General features: G+C 58.4%; 2 protein-coding genes. Both read left to right on the top strand.

Annotated features, from left to right (window positions below; translation table 11 throughout):
• Positions 1-1,003: 1,003 nt before the first annotated feature.
• A complete protein-coding gene (locus V5E97_RS00140) occupies positions 1,004-10,600 on the top strand; it encodes a golvesin C-terminal-like domain-containing protein (protein WP_475297061.1) in 9,597 nt (3,198 codons plus the stop codon).
• A 155-nt stretch (positions 10,601-10,755) separates the two neighbouring features.
• Positions 10,756-19,293 (top strand): RHS repeat-associated core domain-containing protein, encoded by an 8,538-nt coding sequence (locus V5E97_RS00135; protein ID WP_406697219.1) that lies wholly within the window; start codon positions 10,756-10,758, stop codon positions 19,291-19,293.
• Positions 19,294-19,415 lie beyond the last annotated feature (122 nt).

Below are 19,415 nucleotides of genomic sequence, written 5' to 3'. Positions count from 1 at the left end.
CGGATCATTCGGCAGGTTGTCCTGAGGGAGGTTTTACCGACGGAGAGGCATAGGACGAATCCGCAAACCGCGCTCGGCGGCGTTCAAGGCGAAGGTCGCCTTGAACGCCGACAAGCAGGACAAGACAATCGCCGGGTTGGCCCACCCTCACCAGATCCACCCGGTGCAGCCTCAGCCATTGGAAGAAGCAATTCCTGGATGGGCAGGAAGGTTTGCTCGCATCAGTGGCCATGGGCTTCGATTGGGAGATCTGGGGGATTTAGTAAAATCGCAATCATGTCCGCGAGTCTTGGTAGTTTACTCAAGCTTCCTGGTTTACCCTGTCTAGGTGCATGGCCGCCTGCTGCCCTGTTGAGACGGCGTGAGGCAAAGCCGGTTTGAAGTTTGACATCTCTTGTTTGAATTATCTGTGCGTTAGATCGGTAGGCTAAGATTGTCAGAGTTGTGAGTGGAAGCAAAGCGTTTTCACGCGATGCGATTCTCAAAACCTTCCCTCGCGAAGTGTCCGATTACCGTGAAACAGCATGATTTGATTTTCGTTGTTCTCTTGCTTCGGATGTGTTTCGGAGGAGAAGCGATATCGCCCGAGGCGCCGGACTGCCACTCAAATTGCCTGTAAATCGCTGGTTTTTTCTGATGAAAGGTGTGCGGAACAAAGATTCCTTAATGGCATACACTTGCACGACTGCTGCCGTTCTGGTTATTTAGGAACCCGCACTTGAGTCCGTAGCGATCGATGAGGTTGATCGCGACTTGACGGCGAAGCCAATGCCGCGGTGATGATGCCATGGCCTGGTGTCGTTTCTAAAAAGCTTCCGTTGCACTTCCGGCAAATGATGATGCCGGACTTGGGCGGCACGTCGTGATGTGCCGACTTCGTGCAAAAAACGAAAACATTATTTTTTAAATAAATCAGTAAGCGGGTATTAAGCCCCGTCCAGTGCCGTTCTGCGCGTGCCTGGCCGAGGGCAGACCCCTGACTGCACCGAGAGACCTCACTAATATGCCGCGCCGTCGCTTGTCCCCCGCCGAACGCCGTCGTGCCCAAGTCGCCCGCCTTGCTCGATCCCATCGAGCTTTTCTTCCCTCAGTTCAGTCGCTAGAGCAGCGACAACTGCTTGCGTCCACGATTATAGATGACGGGGATGCCGGGTTTGCGATCAACGGGAGCTGGACGCCCTTTGTAAGTGTCGGGCAAAGCTTCGGAGACGACGGGTATTATCGCGCATCGGGCAGCGGTTCGGATAAGGCCACCTGGACCTTCGACGGTCTGGTGCCGGGCCGATATCGGGTCGCGACCACCTGGATGCCCGGCACCAACCGCGCCACCAATGCCCCCTACACCGTCCAGGCCGGGGCAACTACGCTGCAGACAGTGAACATCAACCAGCAACTGGCCCCTAGCGATTTTACCGATACGGGTGCGTCATGGCGGAAGCTGGGAATCTACCCCATATCCGGCAACTCGTTGTCGGTGACCCTAACGAACCAGGCCGATAATTTCGTCTTCGCCGATGCTGTCTCTATCGAACGCGATCCGGGACCGCAGATCCAGGTGCTGGACGGAGCGACTGAACTTGCTGATGAGACGGGCAGCGTCGACTTCGGCACAACCTGGACGGGTCAGCCCCTTGTAAAAACTTTCACGGTCCGGAACCTGGGTACGACCGACCTGCACCTGACCGGGGATATTGATCTTCCGGCTGGTTACAGTTTGATCGCCGACTTCGGCCTCCGCACGCTTGCGCCCGCGGCATCGACCAGCTTTACGGTTGGCTACGATGCGGCGACGGGAGTGGCTTCTGGCCGAGTCAGCTTCGACACGGACGACTCGATTCTGGGCCAGTTTGGCTTCGCGGTCACCGGTGCCTCCACAAGGGGTCGGATCATTGATGATGGGGATGCCGGATTTGCGACGACCGGCAGTTGGGTCAGGTACGTCGACCCCAACTCCGGCTTCGGTGGAGACGTAGAATTTGATTTCGCGCACGCGGGGAATGGGTCCGCGTCAGCGACCTGGACGTTCGGTGGCCTGGCGCCGGGTCAATACCTGGTTGCGACCACCTGGATGCCCGGCACCAACCGTGCCACTAACGCTCCCTACACCGTATCGGCGGGTGTGACAGCACTCGGGACTGTGGCCGTCAATCAACAACTGGCTCCCACCGGTTTCACCGCGTCCGACGCGTCGTGGCGTGAGTTGGGGATCTACACAGTCACCGGCGACTCGCTGTCGGTTCTCATGACCGACCTGGCTGACGGCTATGTCATCGCCGATGCGATCTATGTCGAGCGACTGCAAGGGCCGCGGGTCCAGACCTTGGCCGGATTGGATCACATTTCGGATGAAATAGGTGTAGTTGACTACGGGGTCGCAACGGTCGGGCAGCCCGTCGAGAAAGTGTTTACCGTCCGCAATATGGGGACGGCTGATTTGCACCTGAGCGGTGCGATCGAGGTGCCGACTGGCTACACATTGGTCGCTGATTTCGGCACTCGGACACTGACGCCTGGCGCGGCGACCAACTTCACAATTCGCTACGACGCGGCGGCTGGCGTGGCCTCGGGTCGGGTTGCGTTCGACACCGATGACCCTCTCCACGGTCGGTTTGGCTTCACGGTGGCCGGCGTCGCCACAAGGGGCCGGATCGTTGATAACGGGGATGGCGGGTTCACCACAAGCAGTGGGTGGACACCTACCGTCAGCCCAGGAGAAAGTTTCCGCGGCGATGGCCTCTTTCGGGCCGCGGGTACCGGTTCAGCGACGGCGACCTGGACTTTCGGAAGTCTGAGTCCTGGCCGATACCGGATCGCCACAACCTGGTTGGCTGGTACCAACCGCGCGACTAACACCCCTTACGCGATCTTTGAAGGTTCAACTTCGCTTGGCACCTCATTCGTCAATCAGCAACTGGCTCCAGTTGATTTCACTGATGCTGGTTCGATGTGGCATGAGTTGGGGATCTATACCGTCAGCGGCAACTCGTTGTCGGTTCGCGTAAGCGATTTCGCCAATGGCTATGTGGTTGCAGACGCCGTTTTCATCGAGAGAGTTCAAGGGCCGCAGGTTGAAGTACTTAACGCGACGGTTGCGATTCCTGATGAAACGGGCAGCTTCGATTTCGGTACGACTTGGTCAGGTCAACCCATTGAGAAAACGTTCACAGTTCGAAACACAGGCACGACCGACTTACACCTGACTGGGGCGATTGAGCTTCCTACTGGTTACAGCTTGGTCACCGACTTCGGCAGCCGGACGCTGATGCCCGGCACGTCGACCAACTTCACGATCCGCTACGACGCGGTCGCGGGGATTTCTTCGGGTCAGGTCGCGTTTGACACCGACGATTCGCTCCTCGGCCGCTTCAGTTTTGCTGTCACCGGCTCCTGGAGGGCTTGGGTTGTCGACAACGGAGATGCCGGCTTCGCGACGAGCGGAGTATGGTCAACAAGTCCCAACACGGGTTTCCGTGGCACCAGCCTCTTTCAAGCCAAAAATGCTAGCGGCGATGCCACGGCAACCTGGACCTTTGGCGACCTGGCACCGGGCCTATATCGGCTCGCGACCACCTGGGCGTCCGGTTCTAACCGCGCCACCAACGCCCCCTTCAAAATCCATGAGGGCAGCACGCTGCTTGCGACCGTGCTGGTCAACCAGCGGGAGTCCCCTAACGATTTCACCGAATTGGGGGCAGCCTGGAAGGCGCTGGGTTACTACTCCGTGACCGGCAACTCCTTGTCGGTCCAGCTCACCAACGCGGCCAACGACTACGTCTACGCCGACGCTGTCGCCATTGAGCGGGTTCAAGGGCCGCAGATCGCGGTTCATGTGGGGAGTGTGGAACTTCCCGATGAGACCGGGACCATCGACTTCGGACTTGTTGCGGTTGGTCAGACCGTGCTGAAAACGTTGACGGTCCGGAACCTAGGTACAACCGACTTGCACCTGAACGGATTAATCGAGCTTCCGCCTGGGTTTAGTTTAGTGACCGATTTCGGCACTCGAACCGTGCCGCCCGGTTCGTCTACCAATTTCTCGATCCGCTACGACGCGGCGGCGGGCGCCGCTTCAGGTCAAGTCAGATTTGCCACCGACGATACCCGATTAGATCAGTTTGTCTTCACGGTTGCAGGCGCCGCTACGAGGGGCCAAATTGTCGACAACGGAGATGCTGGTTTTGCTGTAAGCGGAAATTGGACTGCGTTTGCTGAAGGCTTCCTAGGTGACAGCCTTTATCAAGTTTCTGGCGTCGGCATGCCGACAGTAACGGCGACCTGGTCATTTGACAACTTGGCACCAGGTCAGTACCTGCTCGCGACCACTTATCATGCTGCCGCCCATCTTGCGAGTAACGCGCTTTATACGATCCGGGTTGGCCAGACGGACTCAGTTTCGGTGGTTGTCAACCAGCAACAGGTCCCCAGTGATTTCACCGATGCTGGTAGCTCGTGGCGGAAATTGGGTTACTACACGGTCACCGGCGGCAACATAGCTGTCGATTTAGTGAGCCGTGTCAATTATGCGGTCTCAGCTGATGCCGTGTACCTCATACGGGTCGAAGACGGACCGACGATTCTGTCGGCCACGGCTACGTCTCACGATCGGATCCAACTCACCTGGACCGACACTTTCACCAACGAACTGGGTTTCAAGGTCGAACGGTCGGCCGATGGGATGACCGGATGGACGTTGGTGACAACGACTGGCCCCGGGGCGACGAGCTACGTTGATACGGGCTTGCTTGAGAATGCTCGATACTGGTACCGGGTGAGTGCCACCAATGCCGAGAAGGACTCTGCGCCTAGCGTGAAAGTGGGGGAGCTCACGCCACTGGAGGCGCCTGGAAACTTGGTAGCGACTTTCGTTTCTCCGACTCGGATCGACTTGGAATGGTCAAGCGATTTTTCATATTCAACGGGATACTACCAGATTGAGCAGTCGCTCGACGGACAGTCCAATTGGGTGCAACTCGGCTCAGCTGCAGGCAATGCCCGGAGTTTCGTGGTGAATGGGGCATTGGTTGGCGCAACCATTTACCACTTCCGAATCAGGTCTCTTGCCTACTACTCGTCCAGTAAATCCCTCTACTCCAACTTCGATCCGCTGACGACTCCTGCCTTTCCATCACCGCCGATGGGGGCGAGTTTGACGGCGACAACGGAGGGGACGATCACCTTCGGGTGGGCCGACTCCGCCGGTGAGGCCGAGTACCGCATCGAACGCAGCCCCGACGGAAGCAATGGGTGGACGCAAGTTGGTAGGGCCCAGGCTAATGCGACCACATTTACCGACGGGGGACTTTCGGAAAACACGTCATACGTCTACCGGGTATTTGCTACGAACGCAGCGGGAGACTACTCCGTCCCGAGCAACCTTGTTAATGCCAGAACGCTCCTGGCCACACCCACCTCACTCAACCCGGTAGTCTTCTCAGGGTCTCGAATCGACTTGACGTGGATCAACAATTCGTCGGTCGAATCGTACTACGAGATTGAGCAGTCACCAAATGGGATAAATGGCTGGTGGTTAGTTAAATCCGCGCCAGTCAACTCCACTAGCGTTTCGGTGTCAGGGTTTCTCGCTGGCCTAACTAACTACTACTTCCGTGTTCGAGCCCGCTCGCCACTGGGTAACGACTCGGCCTACTCTGCGCCCAAGTCGGTGATGACACCTGCTTTCCCGACCGTCCCCGTTGGCCTGACTGCCACAGCATTGGTTGAGGGGACGATCAACCTGGCCTGGGCCGACTCCGCCGGTGAGGCCGAGTACCGCATCGAACGTAGCCTTAACGGGACCAGTGGCTGGACGCAGGTCGGAACGACCGGAGCGGGCGTCGTTGCCTTTATCGACTCGAGCCTGTCGGAGTATACGCGTTTCTACTACCGTGTGATCGCCTGCAACACCGCGGGCGTCTACTACACCCCAAGCGCGACGGTCAACGCCACGACGCTCCTGACCTCGCCCAACAACGTCACGCCAACGGTCGTCTCGGGTAGCCAAATCAACCTGAACTGGACCCGCCAATCCACCGTTGTATCGAGTTACTTTATCGAGCAATCGCCCGACGGCACGACGGACTGGAAGCAGATCGGCGAGACGGTGGCGAACGTCACAAGCTATTCCGCTAGCGGTCCATTCATCCCTTCGACGACCTACTATTTCCGCGTCCGGGCCTTTATTAAAGATTTCACCTCGACCTACTACTCAACCTATTCGGCGGTTATACCTGCACTTACTTTTGCCTATCCGCTCTCGCCGACGGCTGCGAGGGCCGTCGGGTCGTCGGACAGCAAGATCACGCTGACGTGGGACGACGTGGCGAACGAGACAAGCTACCGTGTCCAGCGTCAGGATAGCGACATTTGGACGACTGTCGGAACCCTCGATGCAAATGAGACGACCTTCCTCGACACGGGACTGCACGAGGCAACTCAATACAATTATCGTATTCTTGCTTCCAACGCGGCCGGCGATGCGGCTCCCTCCGCGGCGCAAGCCGTCACACTTCCCTCCGCCCCGACGAACCTCGTGGCGTCAGCGGTCTCTGGGACGAAGATCGACCTGAGCTGGTTGACCCATTCCACGGTTACCACATACTTTATCGAGCAGTCGACAAACAATGGTGCGACCTGGCAGCCCCTCCGAACGCTCTATGGCGCGGGGTCGAACCAATATACCGCGACCGGGCCGTTCAACGGGTCGTCGGCCTATTCCTTCCGCGTCCGTGCACTCGGTGTCGGCTACTCCACCTACGCGACGAAAACGGTGGTTACCCCGGCCTTCGCCGCCGTGCCTTCGGACGTGCGAGCCACGGTGGCATCCTACTCCACGATCACCGTCTCCTGGGACGACGCGGCGGACGAGTCCAGCTATCGAGTTGAGCGGCGGGTCGGAACCGGTTCCTGGGCCCTCCTGGGCACGACCCTGGCCGGGGTGACGAGCTTCACGGACACAGGCTTATCCGTCGGCTACCGCTATGACTATCGTGTCATCGCCTCGAACACTGAGGGCGATTCGTCGTACAGTGACTCGGCCACCGTGACCATCCTCACGCCCGCCGCCAAAGACGACTCGTACGCGGTGGGGCATGATCAAGCCCTGACAATTGGCGCCGCCATAGGCGTCCTGACGAACGACGTAGACGCCTACGGATATCCTATGTCGGCGGCGATCATCACACAAGCCGGGCACGGAACGGTAACCCTGAACCCGGACGGTTCATTCTCTTACATGCCAGCGTCCGGTTTTTTTGGAACCGATTCTTTCAACTACCGAACGAATAACGGTCAGGTTCTTAGCAATAACGCCAAGGTCACAATCAACGTCTCGTCGCTGTCTGACGGGGTGGGCATGTCGATTCAGCGGGCTGCGGGAACAACTCACGAGGGAACCGTCGCCACCTTCAGCGAGCTCGCCACCAACGTTCCGACCAACTCCTATTCGGCTAAGATCGACTGGGGTGACGGCTCTCCCAGGACCATCGGGACCGTGACAATCAACGCCGGACTGGTGACGGTCTCGGGGAGCCACATCTACGCCAGGGCCGGAACCTATACCGTCACCGTCCCGCTGATTGGGGCCTCCGGTTCTTCCGCCACTGCCACGACCACGGCGGTCATCGCCTCGGCCCCGATTGTCACGGTGCCCGGCTCAACTTTCAGTGTCTCTCCAGAGGCCGACTACCGCGGAGTCCTCGGCCAGTTCTCGGTCGCCAATGCCTTTGGGCAGGCTTCCGACTTCACTGCGATGATCAATTGGGGCGACGGTTCTCCAGCCACCGTCGGGGGCATTTTCGGCTCTTCAGGCCACTATCAGGTCTCGGGTAATCACCGCTATGGTAGTTCCGCCTCCTACACGGTGACCGTCACCATCCAGGACAATATCGGCACCACCGCCACGCTCGTTGCCACCGCCAAGGTTATCAACCCCATTCCCTCGGCTTCGGGTCTCGCCCTCACCGCTCCTGCAAATGGTCCGGTGAGTGCGACGGTCGCCTCTTTCACACTTGCGCCGTCCGCCTCCACCGTCGGTTACTCGGCGATGATCGACTGGGGGGACGGTTGCGTCACCGCCGGGACGATCAGCTCTACCGATGTCCTGGGCTTTTATTCGGTCAACGGCACACATGCGTATCTGACGTCGAACCCGACTGCCATCCTGGTCACGATCAGCGACAGTCAAGGACATTCGGTCGAGGCGGAGAGTCGGATCCAGTTCACTTCCTCCGGCGGCACACGTACCGGCACCGGGACGGGCGGCGTCACGTATTCCATGGTCAACATCGCATCGAGCGCGGGCCTCGCGTTCCACGGACGTGTCGCATCATTTACCGACCCCAACCCGGCGCATGCCGCCGAGAGCTTCAGCTCGACCATCGATTGGGGTGACGGGACGACGTCCGTAGGGACGGTTGTGGACAACGATTCGGGTGGCTTCGACGTTATCGGCAGCCATACTTACAGCTCTGCTAATCCTCGTAGAACCTCGTCGGACGGCATCCAGACCCTCGCTGATACCGGAGACTCGTTGGACGGCGACGATTCCAACGGGGTAACAGTCGGGGTCACCTCACCCAGTGGCGCAGGATTCACGGCGAGCTCTGTCGCCAACACCGGTGATGTCCCCATCGCCCTGAACGTCAAGTCGCTCATCGATACATTCAAGTCACCGTATCCGTCCGACCTTCCGTTCCAAGGTGTCGTAGCCACCTTCAGCAGCGCCAACGTCGAGTACACCGCGTCCGACTTCACCGCGAAGATCAACTGGGGGGATGGGACAGCCGAACAGGCTGGCAAGGTCTCCGGCAACTTCACGCAAGGTTACAAGATTGAGACTCGACACACCTTCGAGAGCTATGGGACCTTCGACGTTGCGATAAGCATCCTAAGCCCCGACGGCGCACGGACCGTTGAGAGCCGACAAATCGAGGTCGTCCCGCCGCCCCCGAACCTGAGCGGCCAGATTATCACCTCTCAGGATAATTGGAGTCCAACTGTAAACGTCGAGTGGACCGGGACGGTTGCGACCATTGACAAGAGTGGGGTGTTCGCGGGCAATCCTCAGTCGCCCAACGACTATCGGGTCACAATCGAATGGGGCGACGGTTCGACAAGCAGCGGCGAGATCGTCCCACATTCCTACATTACGAGTCAACTCAATGTCCAGGGCAGCCACACCTATAGGGAGGTTGGTTCTTATCGTGTCATCGTCACACTCACCGACGCTGCAGGTCACTCCGTTTCGGCACAGTCGATGGCCTTCGTCAGCGGGTTGACATGGCAGCGAGAACAGGAGCCGCAAGCCGGGGTAGATTTCAACGAAGTCGACGGGTATTACACTGCTGCAATCCGCAACGTTCCCTTCCATCAGACGAGATGGTTTAGATACTACGACCAATACAACGATGAATTCTACAAGCAGATTTTTAATCCAATTCAATGGGAGAGTGTCATGGCCACCATTGACTGGGGCGATGGTACCAAGGAAGACTTCCCTACCGCCGATGTATTAAGCATATTGAGATATCCAGAGGGTGCATTTTTTAATTACGGCAGCGGTTTCTCGCACATTTTCACCGAGAAGGGTTCATTTAACGTCAGCTTGAAAGTCTTCGATGCCGATGGGCATAGTGTGACCCTCAATCAGTCAATTGTAGTTTCGGACCCCACGCTCTCCCTTCGCGTCGAAAACGCGAAGCTATACGAGAATGAGTCGTCGGCGATCTGGACCGGGGGTGTGATAGCGTCGTTCACCCAGTCCAACCCGATGCTCATGTCGAGTGACTTCTCGGCCGTGATCGACTGGGGCGATGGAACCGTGGGCACCGGAAAAGTAATCGGCGGCACGAAGGACTATGAAGTCGTCGCGGCCCACACCTACTCCCGGTCCGGCGCGTACTTCGTTCGGGTGATCGTGGCCTCTCGCGATTCGGGTTCATCGGAGGCGACCGGTCGCATGCTCGTCCTGCCCACTGCACCGGCGGAAGAGCTGGCGACTCATCCCGTCCGAGGTGAAGCCCAGGTCGGCGAGGTCTTCTCGGGACCCGTCGCCACTTTCACCAGTATGGACGGTTCCAGTTCTGCCAACGATTTCACTGTCGAAATCTACTGGGGTAATGGTTACGTCTCCGAGGGCCAAGTCGCCGAGTTTAACGGCGTGTTTACAGTTACAGGCGATCATACGTATATTTACACTGGCGACGTTCAAGTTATTGTCAACATCACCAAGCCCGACGGCAAGACGATTGTCGTTTTCAGTTCGATTCGAGTCCACTATCCACCGATCGAGGGCACGACCGCCACGGTTCAGGCCCCGTACGGAATGATTGCGGACAACACTCCTCTCGTGAGCCTGACAGGGCTCCGCCTCTACAGCGCAAACTATTATTACAACATTGACTGGGGCGACGGGACGTATACACCGTTTAATAGCAGATTGGTTTCGATCTATGGCGATAGTGTTATACGGGGAGGTCATACTACAATCAGAACGGCTCCTACGAGATTACTGTGTCCGTCGGGGTTGGAAATTATGAGCTCGGTCAAGCATACATTAGCGGCGCTGCCTCATTCGCCACGTTCAAACTTTCGGTGCAAGTGAGCGGCATCGCCAGCCAGGCCGTCCCAGTTACCACCAACGTCGGGACGAATTTCCGTTCAAGTGGGGCTACCGTTGAGGCAAAGGAGGGCGAAGTCTTTCGCGGCGTCGTCTCGACATTCGTAAACACGCGTCAAGGTGCGACGGAAGGCGAGTTCATGGCCTTGATCTCCTGGGGCGATGGCACCACATCGACTGGACTGGTCCAAGGCGACGGCTACTTCGAGGTCGTTGGCGAACACATCTATGATCGACGCGGAACCTACTCGGTTCTGGTCGCTATCCTGGATACGACATACCTGTCGCTGCCCCTCGGATCCGACTATAATCCCATGCCGCCCGAACTGTTCCTTAAGGATTGGGCCTTCGGACTTGCGGCTCAGTCCATTGAATACAGCTATTTCCGGGACTATTATCAATACTTTGGTTATATCGCGTTTTTGTACGCTAACGCGTGGGGTGGATACGACTTTCCTAGAGCGAATTGGAATGGCGTCGGCAATAATGGAATTCGCTACAATCATGTTGCCTATCTCATTGGTGCGACGAGCACTGTCCAGGTAACGAACCCGGCCATCGAATTCGAGAATGGCAGCAGTTTGTCCGCCACGGCTGGGTCGGAGCTTACCGGGATCATTTTGGCAACGGGTTCGACCGGCAATGAGAAAGCCGGGACGTCGTTCACGGCGATCGTCAACTGGGGCGATGGTACGCAGTCGATCGTTGCCGTCGAGGACGATGCTGAGTTCGACGGCGAATTCAACGTGGCTGGCAACCATACCTATGCGTCCCCCGGGACATACACGGCTACCATCACCCTCTACGATGGGGTCATTGACTATCATACCGCGTGCGTGATCACTGTCGCCGCCGTAGCGTCGTTCGGGAATCCGGCGGTCGCTAACGCCATCGTCGCCACGTCCGAGGACCTCAGCGCCACCGCGGGCGAGCAAATCGACGACGAACTTGTCGCCACCTTTACGGTCGAGAACCCGGCTCACATCGGCGGAACCCATGTAGTGATCATCGATTGGGGCGACCACACTACATCCATAGGCGATGTCAAGAAAGGCAATGGCGACCACGAATACAGGGTTTACGGAAGTCATACTTATGATGTCCCTGGCAAGTATATCATCCACATCTCGATCCAGGACCAGACCGACAGCACGACCGCGAGCGGGATCGTCATTGTCACAGGTGACAGAATCACGGCATCGGGGACGGACGTCTACAACTATCTGAGCAAGGATCATGTCGTTGTTGCTCGGTTTACCGCCGATAACTCCAATGACACTGCGGCCTCCTTTCAGGCCTCGATCCAGATGGGTGATGGAACTCCCTCGATCGTCGGCGAGGTTTACGGCGGTAATGGCGAATTCTACGTCGTACTCCCTGACTGGTCCGCACAGCCGCATAATTATGTTTACAGCAATTTTGTTCTCAACGGTCAAGCGTGGACGACCTTCTTGGCAAGAGGCTACAGCTACGGCCACGGCAACGGCTACGGCAGCTGGGATTCTTACGGTTTTATTTCTGGATATTCCTATTGGAACAGCAAAAATTTAGCATATCGCGACTATAATTGGTTTGATTATTTGAAAAGAAGTGGATATGAGCATATTGACATTGATGGCTATGGCCATGCGAATAAGTCGGCGATGGTCCCGGGCGATCGTGACATTATTGTGACAATCCAAGACGCGGGATCGGTACTTGCAACGGTGAAGAGCAAACTTAAGATCAATGAAGCCACCGTTGGCGCACCGTATTACCCCGTATTTGTCCCCTCTGTTGGCATAGCATCGAGTGCACATAACACAAGATATCTAATTATCGATTGGGGCGATGGCACGTCTACGACATCAGTTCCGCATATCTATACGCGTGAAGGTGTTTATGCTGTCGCGTACAGAGTTCAAGTGTACACTCCGGTCGAGGGCTGGAGAGACTATGGCACCGAGACCCAGCAAGTCCTTGTCACCGATGCGCCGTTGACACCCCTCTTCACAAAAAGCCAACCGATCAACGGTGTCGCTGGCGAGGAATTCGAGGACGTTTCCCTTTTCTCGTTCTACGACAACGACCCCAACGGCAGCGTCGAGGATTTCACTGCCAAGATCAGTTGGGGTGACGGAACAACGAGCGAAGGAACGATTGAGAAGAGTGATCGGGGTACGTTCGACGTCTATGGCACTCATATCTACAAAGCCGGCGGCCACTTCACCATTGCAGTGCTGGTGGAGGACGCCGGGGGTGGCTCGAACACCCATGGGGTTCGTCAAGTCGACATTAGCTTCAATGCCGAGGGCAAAGATTTTGGTGGATATGCCAACGTCGCGACCGGCCAGGTCATCCTCGCCACGATCGACGGGGGCGAAGGTGAGGTTCGTGCCAACCCCACGGCGACAGTCGACTGGGGCGATGGGGAAACCTCGACGGCGACGGTCGTCTACAACGACGAGGACGACGAGTACCAAGTTGTCGGCAATCACACGTATGAGGACCTCGGGGCCTACGTGATCCTGGTCACGATCTCTGAGGGCGGGGTCACCACCACGGTCGACGCCAAGGCCACGATCGCGGATGATTGGTCGATCTCCGGCGGGCAGCGGACGAACCAGCCGGGCGTGGCCCAACTCGTCACTCTCGGCCAGGCCGCGGTCGCCCTCAACACGGGCGGCCTCCGGATCGTGCAGGGTCTTGACTTCGACCTCAGCCCCGGGACCGATGTCGGCGGAAACCCCGCCCTGGTCTACAACTCCGACACCGTCAACGTGCGACCGGTCATCCAGGCCGAGTTCAAGAGCAGCGAGGACGACCCGGTTCCCGGTTCGATCAAGGTCCAGCTCACCTTTAACGGGGTTGTCCAGGATTGGATCACGTACGCGACGACCGACCGCGAGCCCGGCGATACGTACCTACTCTCGGCCCAGGTCGAGGAGGCCGTCGCCCAGAGTGGTATCTATGCCTGGTCACTCCACGTCGTCCTCGACTTCGGCGGCGACCAGCCCGACTACCACGCCGAACTGAAAGGCAACGCGCGGGTTGTCGTCAATGACTCGCCCGCGGTCGACCCGGACCACCCGTTCGAGAGTATCGACTTCCTGGGCGCCGGGTGGGGAATTGCGGGGCTCGATCGTCTGGTCCTCAATGCCAACGCTGAGGGGGACATCCTCTGGGTGACCGGATCGGGCGACAGTGCGATTTTCACTCGCAACGACGACGGCACGTTCACCAGCCCGGCCTTCGACTTCGGCACCCTCAAACGCAATGACGACAGGTCGTACACCTACACGAGCAAGTATCAGACCAAACACGAGTTCGATCGCCTTGGCCTCATGACGGCGCTCGTCGATCGTAACGGGGTCGAGATTACCTACTCCTACACCGACGAGGGGCAACTCGAAACGGTGACCAGCCCCGATGGTGGCGTGACGACGTTCACCTATAACACCGACACCCTGTTGCTCGAGAAGATCGAGGAACCCTGGTCATTGGAGGAGGGTGGCGAGGAGCCGATCGCTCCACGTGTACTCACCTTCACACACACGAATGGCAATTTGACTCTGATCGACGAGCTCGATGGCAGCGAACGCATACTGACCTACGACAGCGAGAGCCGGCTGATCGAGGACAGGTGGGCTGGGCTCAACCTCGACGGATCGGGTGTTTTTGACGCCTTCTATACCTACGACGCTCACAGCGGGTTGCTGACCCAGGTCGATGTGGGCCTGGACAGTGTCTATCAGATCACCGCCATGGCGATGCTCGGGCTCGACGCGCAGTACGAGGCCGGGGGCGGGATCGCTCTCGACGCCTCGCAGGCCGGCGCCACGATCGAGGATAACCTTCTGGAACCGACCACGACGACGTATTTCCTCGACTTTGAAGGCCGCGTTCTCAAGGAAATCGGTCCCGACGAGTCGACCCAGATTTGGGTCCGCGACTCCCACGGGCAAACGACTCGGTACACCAACGGCCGCGATCACACGACAACCTATATTTACGATTACAGCAAGAAGGGCGCGGGAGACCTGAAGAAGATCGTCAACCCAGACAAGACCACGGAGCAATTCCAGTACGATCCCAAGTTCCATCGGGTCACCCTGGAGGTCGACGCTCGGGGTAATCGGACCAAGTATCAGTACGACCAGGAGACGGGTGACCTCCTCAGTGTGACCGACCCACTTTACAACGTCACCCGCTACACCTGGGAGGATGGCCTGCTCCAGACGGTCACCAGCCCCAGGAATAACGTCACCTCGTATACCTATGACGAACTCCGTCGAGTCGCGACCGTCACCGATGCCCTCGGCGGCGCGACGACCTTCACCTACGACGGCAATGGCAACGTCCTGACCACCGAGGATGCGGCGCATCGGGTCGTCACCACGACCTACGACGCCCTGGGCCGTCTGGTTGAACAGGTCAACTTCGATGGCGGGATCACCACCTGGAAGTACAACGTCCTGGGCGAGGTCGTCGAGGTCGTCGACCCTGCCGGGACCACGGTCTCCACTTACGACCCCCGAGGGTTTCTCGAGAGCGTCACGCTTGCCGCGGGGACGAATGCGGCTCAGGCCACCTTCTATCAATATGACGCCATCGGCCGGATGAATCAGGCCACAAACTACCGCGGCAAGATCACCCTGGTCGAGTACGACGACTTGGCCCGCACCAAGACCGTGACCAACCCGCTCGGGGGTCGCACCAAGACGGTCTACGATGCTAACGGCAATGTCATTTCGGTCACGGACGCCAATGAACACCTTACGTCGTACGAATATGACAAGATGGACCGCCTGGCCAAGGAAACGAACCCGCTCCTCGGCGAAACGACGACCGAGTACGACGCTTCCGGCAATGTAACTCACACAATCGATCCGCTGGGTCACCAGAACCATTACGCATATGATTTTGCAAATCAGCTCATTCAGTCCGTCGACGCCATGGGCCAATCTACGTTCTACGCCTACGACGCTGACGGCAACCTTGAGGAGGTGATCGACCCCTTACATCATACGACGACCTACAGTTATGACGCCCTCAACCGCTTGACTCTGATCATCGAGCCGATGGGCACGACGACATCGACTGAGTACAACGCGGCTGGCGACGTCAGCTTGAAGGTCGATGCCAACGGCGGTGAGACAACCTACACCTATGGCTATGTGGATGGCACCGTCGCGATCGTAAGTCCGACCGGAGCCATCACTGCAGAGTACTACGACCAGGCGGGACGACTTGTCATGCTCGTCGACCCGCGTGGCAACTCCACTTCGTATGCCTACGATGCTCTTGGTCGACAGACGAGTTGGACCGATGGACTCGATCATATCTGGACAACGAGGTATGTCGCGAATACGGGCCAGGACCTCAAGATTGTGACTGACCCCCTGCTTCGTAGCACAACCTACGCTTACGATGACCTCGGCCGACTCGTTGCCGTGTCCGATGCGCTTGGGAATACCACGGCGACCTCCTACGACGCAGTGGGTAACGTCGCGAGCACCAGGACGGCCCGTGGCTTCACCACAAACTATAGATATGATGCCAATGACCGGCTTGAGACCGTCACCGATCCGCTTAGCAACACGACAAAGTATTCCTACGATGCGGTTGGCAACATCACCCAGTCCATCGATGCACTCAATCGTGTGACGGTATACGAGTATGACTCGAACAATCGCCTCATCAAGACGACAGACCCCCTCCTAGCCACCTGGGAAACGGTCTACGACCCGAACGGCAACGTCATCAGGGAGTATGATCCCTATCTCAACTTCACCTCCTACGCTTATGACGCGAACGATCGCCTGATCGCGGCGACCGACCCACTCAATCGCACGACGACCTACGGCTACGACGATAACGGCAACCTGATCCGTGAGACGGACCCGCTCAGTCGCTCGACGACTTACGCCTATGATGGGGAGAACCGGCTCCTTGCCACGACCGACCCGCTCGGCTTCACGTCGAGTGTGACCTACGACGCGGCAGGGAATGTGAGGGTGGCCATCGACAAGATGTCGAAGGCGACTGTCTATGAATACGACGAGAACAACCGCAAGATCTCCGTGACCGACTCGCTCCTCCAATCGACCACGTATCACTACGACGCCATCGGTAACCTGACCCGGACGATCAGCCCGCTGAGTTTTGTGACGCTCTATGGCTACGATGAGGCCAACCGCCTGACGGGCGTCACCGACTCGGCCGGCCACACGACCCTGTATCAGCTCGATGCCAACGGCAACGTCATCCAGGCAATTGACTCGGAGGGGAATTCCTCGGCCTCAACTTACGACGCGCTCGACCGTAGCTTGACCTTCGCTCGCCCAGGCGGCATCCCAGAGATGACCTCTTACGACGCTGTTGGCAACATCATTCTAAGTACCGATTCCGCAGGGGCTGCGACGGCCTATGGCTATGATGCCAATAATCGGCAGACCACCATCACGACTCCAGACATGCAGACCACGACGATCGCCTACGACGCCAATGGCCGGGTGATTGGATTCACAGACCCCAACGGCAACGTCAGCACCTTCTGGTATGATGCTGTGGGCCGAAAGACCGAGACGATCGACCCGCTCGGCTATTCCACCACCTACGGGTATGACCTGGCCGACCGGCTCACCAGCCAACTCGACCGTAATGGCCGGTTGGCCGTGTTCGGCTACGACCTGGCCGACCGGCAGACGAGCATGACCTGGTACGACGCCGAAGGCGAATTGGGCGACCAGATCACCCGCACCTACGACGCCGTCGGCCGGCTCCTGACGGCTACCAACCACGCGGGGACGGTCAGTTTCGGCTACGACTTCGTCGGCCGGATTACGGGCCAGACCGACGTCCTGGACTTGACCACGACCTATGGATACGACGAGGAAAACCGCCTCGTGCTGTTCCAGGACGAGTTGGGCGGGACGACAGCCTCCCAGTATGATGAGAACGGCCGTCTCAAGAACCGCACGCTCACGACGGCCGATAGCACCACGGCTCGCGTCGATCTGGCCCGCGACTCGCGCGGCCTTGCGACGACTGTTACCTACTCGGAAGACGCCGGCGGCCTGGCCCCAGTGATCACCCGGAACGCAGCCTTTGACACCCAAGGCCGGATCCAGAGTATCGCGTACCACCTTGCCAACCGGCTTTCGGCCCCCGGCGGCACTACGCTCATCGAGAGCTTGGCGTATAGCTACGACGTCTCCGGACGACTGGCCAGCCAGACCCGGCTGGCCTCGAGCGTCGAAGACGATGGGGTGCTTCTCAGCCCGGGCGAGACGAACAACTCGTACAGCTCCATCCAGGGGACGATCTACACTTCTTCCGGACAACTCCGGTCGGTCACGACGACCACCTTGGGCGTGAGCCACACCACGGTCTACGACTACGACTTCAACGGCAACATCACCCAGGTCACGGTCGACGGTCTGCCGACGACGCTCGAGCCCAACGAGGTTGGCACGAGCAACCAACTACTGGAGGACGGGACGTGGAGCTACGCGTACGACCATGAAGGGAACGTCGTCTCGCGGGCCGGCCTCGACTCGGACGAGGTCTGGTCCTACACCTACGACCATGACAACCGTCTCATCAAGGCCGTACGTCGCGACATAGCCCTTGACCACCTGCTGGATGAGGTCACCTACACCTACGACGCGCTGGGGCGGCTCGTCGATCGCCTTGCGGTCCGATACAGCTATAACGCGGAGACCCCCAGCGAGCCGCCCACCCCGACAGTTGAGGAGACCCGCTACGCGCTCGACGCCTCCGGAAGCGTCTGGGCGGATCTGAGCAGCTCGAACGAGTTGCTGGCCCGCTACCTTCGGGGAGTCGAGGTCGACCAGGTGTTCGCTCGCGAGGATGGTGAGGGGAATGTGCAGTGGTACCTAACCGACCGCCTGGGCTCGATCATCGACCTGGTGGACTCGGAGGGCCATGTCGACCAGCGGTACGGATACACAACTTCCGGTGTGGCCACCCTGGAGAGCTACGGAGACACGCCGTCCTACGCGAATTCCTACCAGTTCACCGGGAAATACTGGGATCCGGTCACAGGGCTGCAATACAACAACGCACGCTGGTACGATCCGTCCACCAGCCGGTGGATGAGCCAGGATCCGCTCGGTTTTGCCGCAGGTGATCCGAACCTTTATCGCTACGTCTTTAACGATCCCATCAACTTGACTGATCCGAGCGGAACGGAAGGGGAAAGGGTCGGTCAAAGAAAAGTGTTGGTCCAAGGGATGAGCAAGCGGCATAACCGCACGCTACCTGCCGGGCCTGATAGACAGGGAGATAACACTCGAGGAATCCAACTTGTTCTGGGTGTCTCAATGGTTACCGGCGGGGCCGCCGGAATCTATTTGACCGCTGGATTTGCCAGTGTGCCGTTTGGACTCGTGCTCGCTAGGGGCATTGATCACATTCAGGCTGCCATTCGAGGTCAGGAGACGGTAGTCTATCAAGGGATACGAGGAGCAGGCTTTTCAGATTCAGCAGGACGTATCGGCGATTTTGTTGCCGACATGCCAGACGTCGCATATGGCGTGGCGAAAGGGGTAGTTAGTGGGGCGAGGCTATTAGCTAGGCCTGGCTCCGGGCTGATACTCGATGGAGGTAAACTTGTTGCTGATGCGATTGAGGGAGGACTCAAGGGGCTAGCGAGAACCCGAGCCAAACCATAGTAGGTGGGACTGGAGCCCTAGCCAGATCTGGGAGCGAGATTGGGCCGGGCGTAGGCGTTTATGGTCCCGAGAAAGCTGCGGGCTCGCTCTTCGAGGAGTTTGGTATTACGCCGGGCCGCAGC

The sequence above is a fragment of the Singulisphaera photorubra genome (assembly GCF_045290345.1).
Classification (GTDB): domain Bacteria; phylum Planctomycetota; class Planctomycetia; order Isosphaerales; family Isosphaeraceae; genus Singulisphaera.
This window is presented reverse-complemented; position numbering and strand designations above follow the sequence as displayed.

Excerpts from the sequence above, each read along its gene's own strand:
- V5E97_RS00140 (WP_475297061.1), top strand. The coding sequence starts at position 1,004 with ATGCCGCGCCGTCGCTTGTCCCCCGCCGAACGCCGTCGTGCCCAAGTC.
- V5E97_RS00135 (WP_406697219.1), top strand. The coding sequence starts at position 10,756 with ATGGCCTTGATCTCCTGGGGCGATGGCACCACATCGACTGGACTGGTC.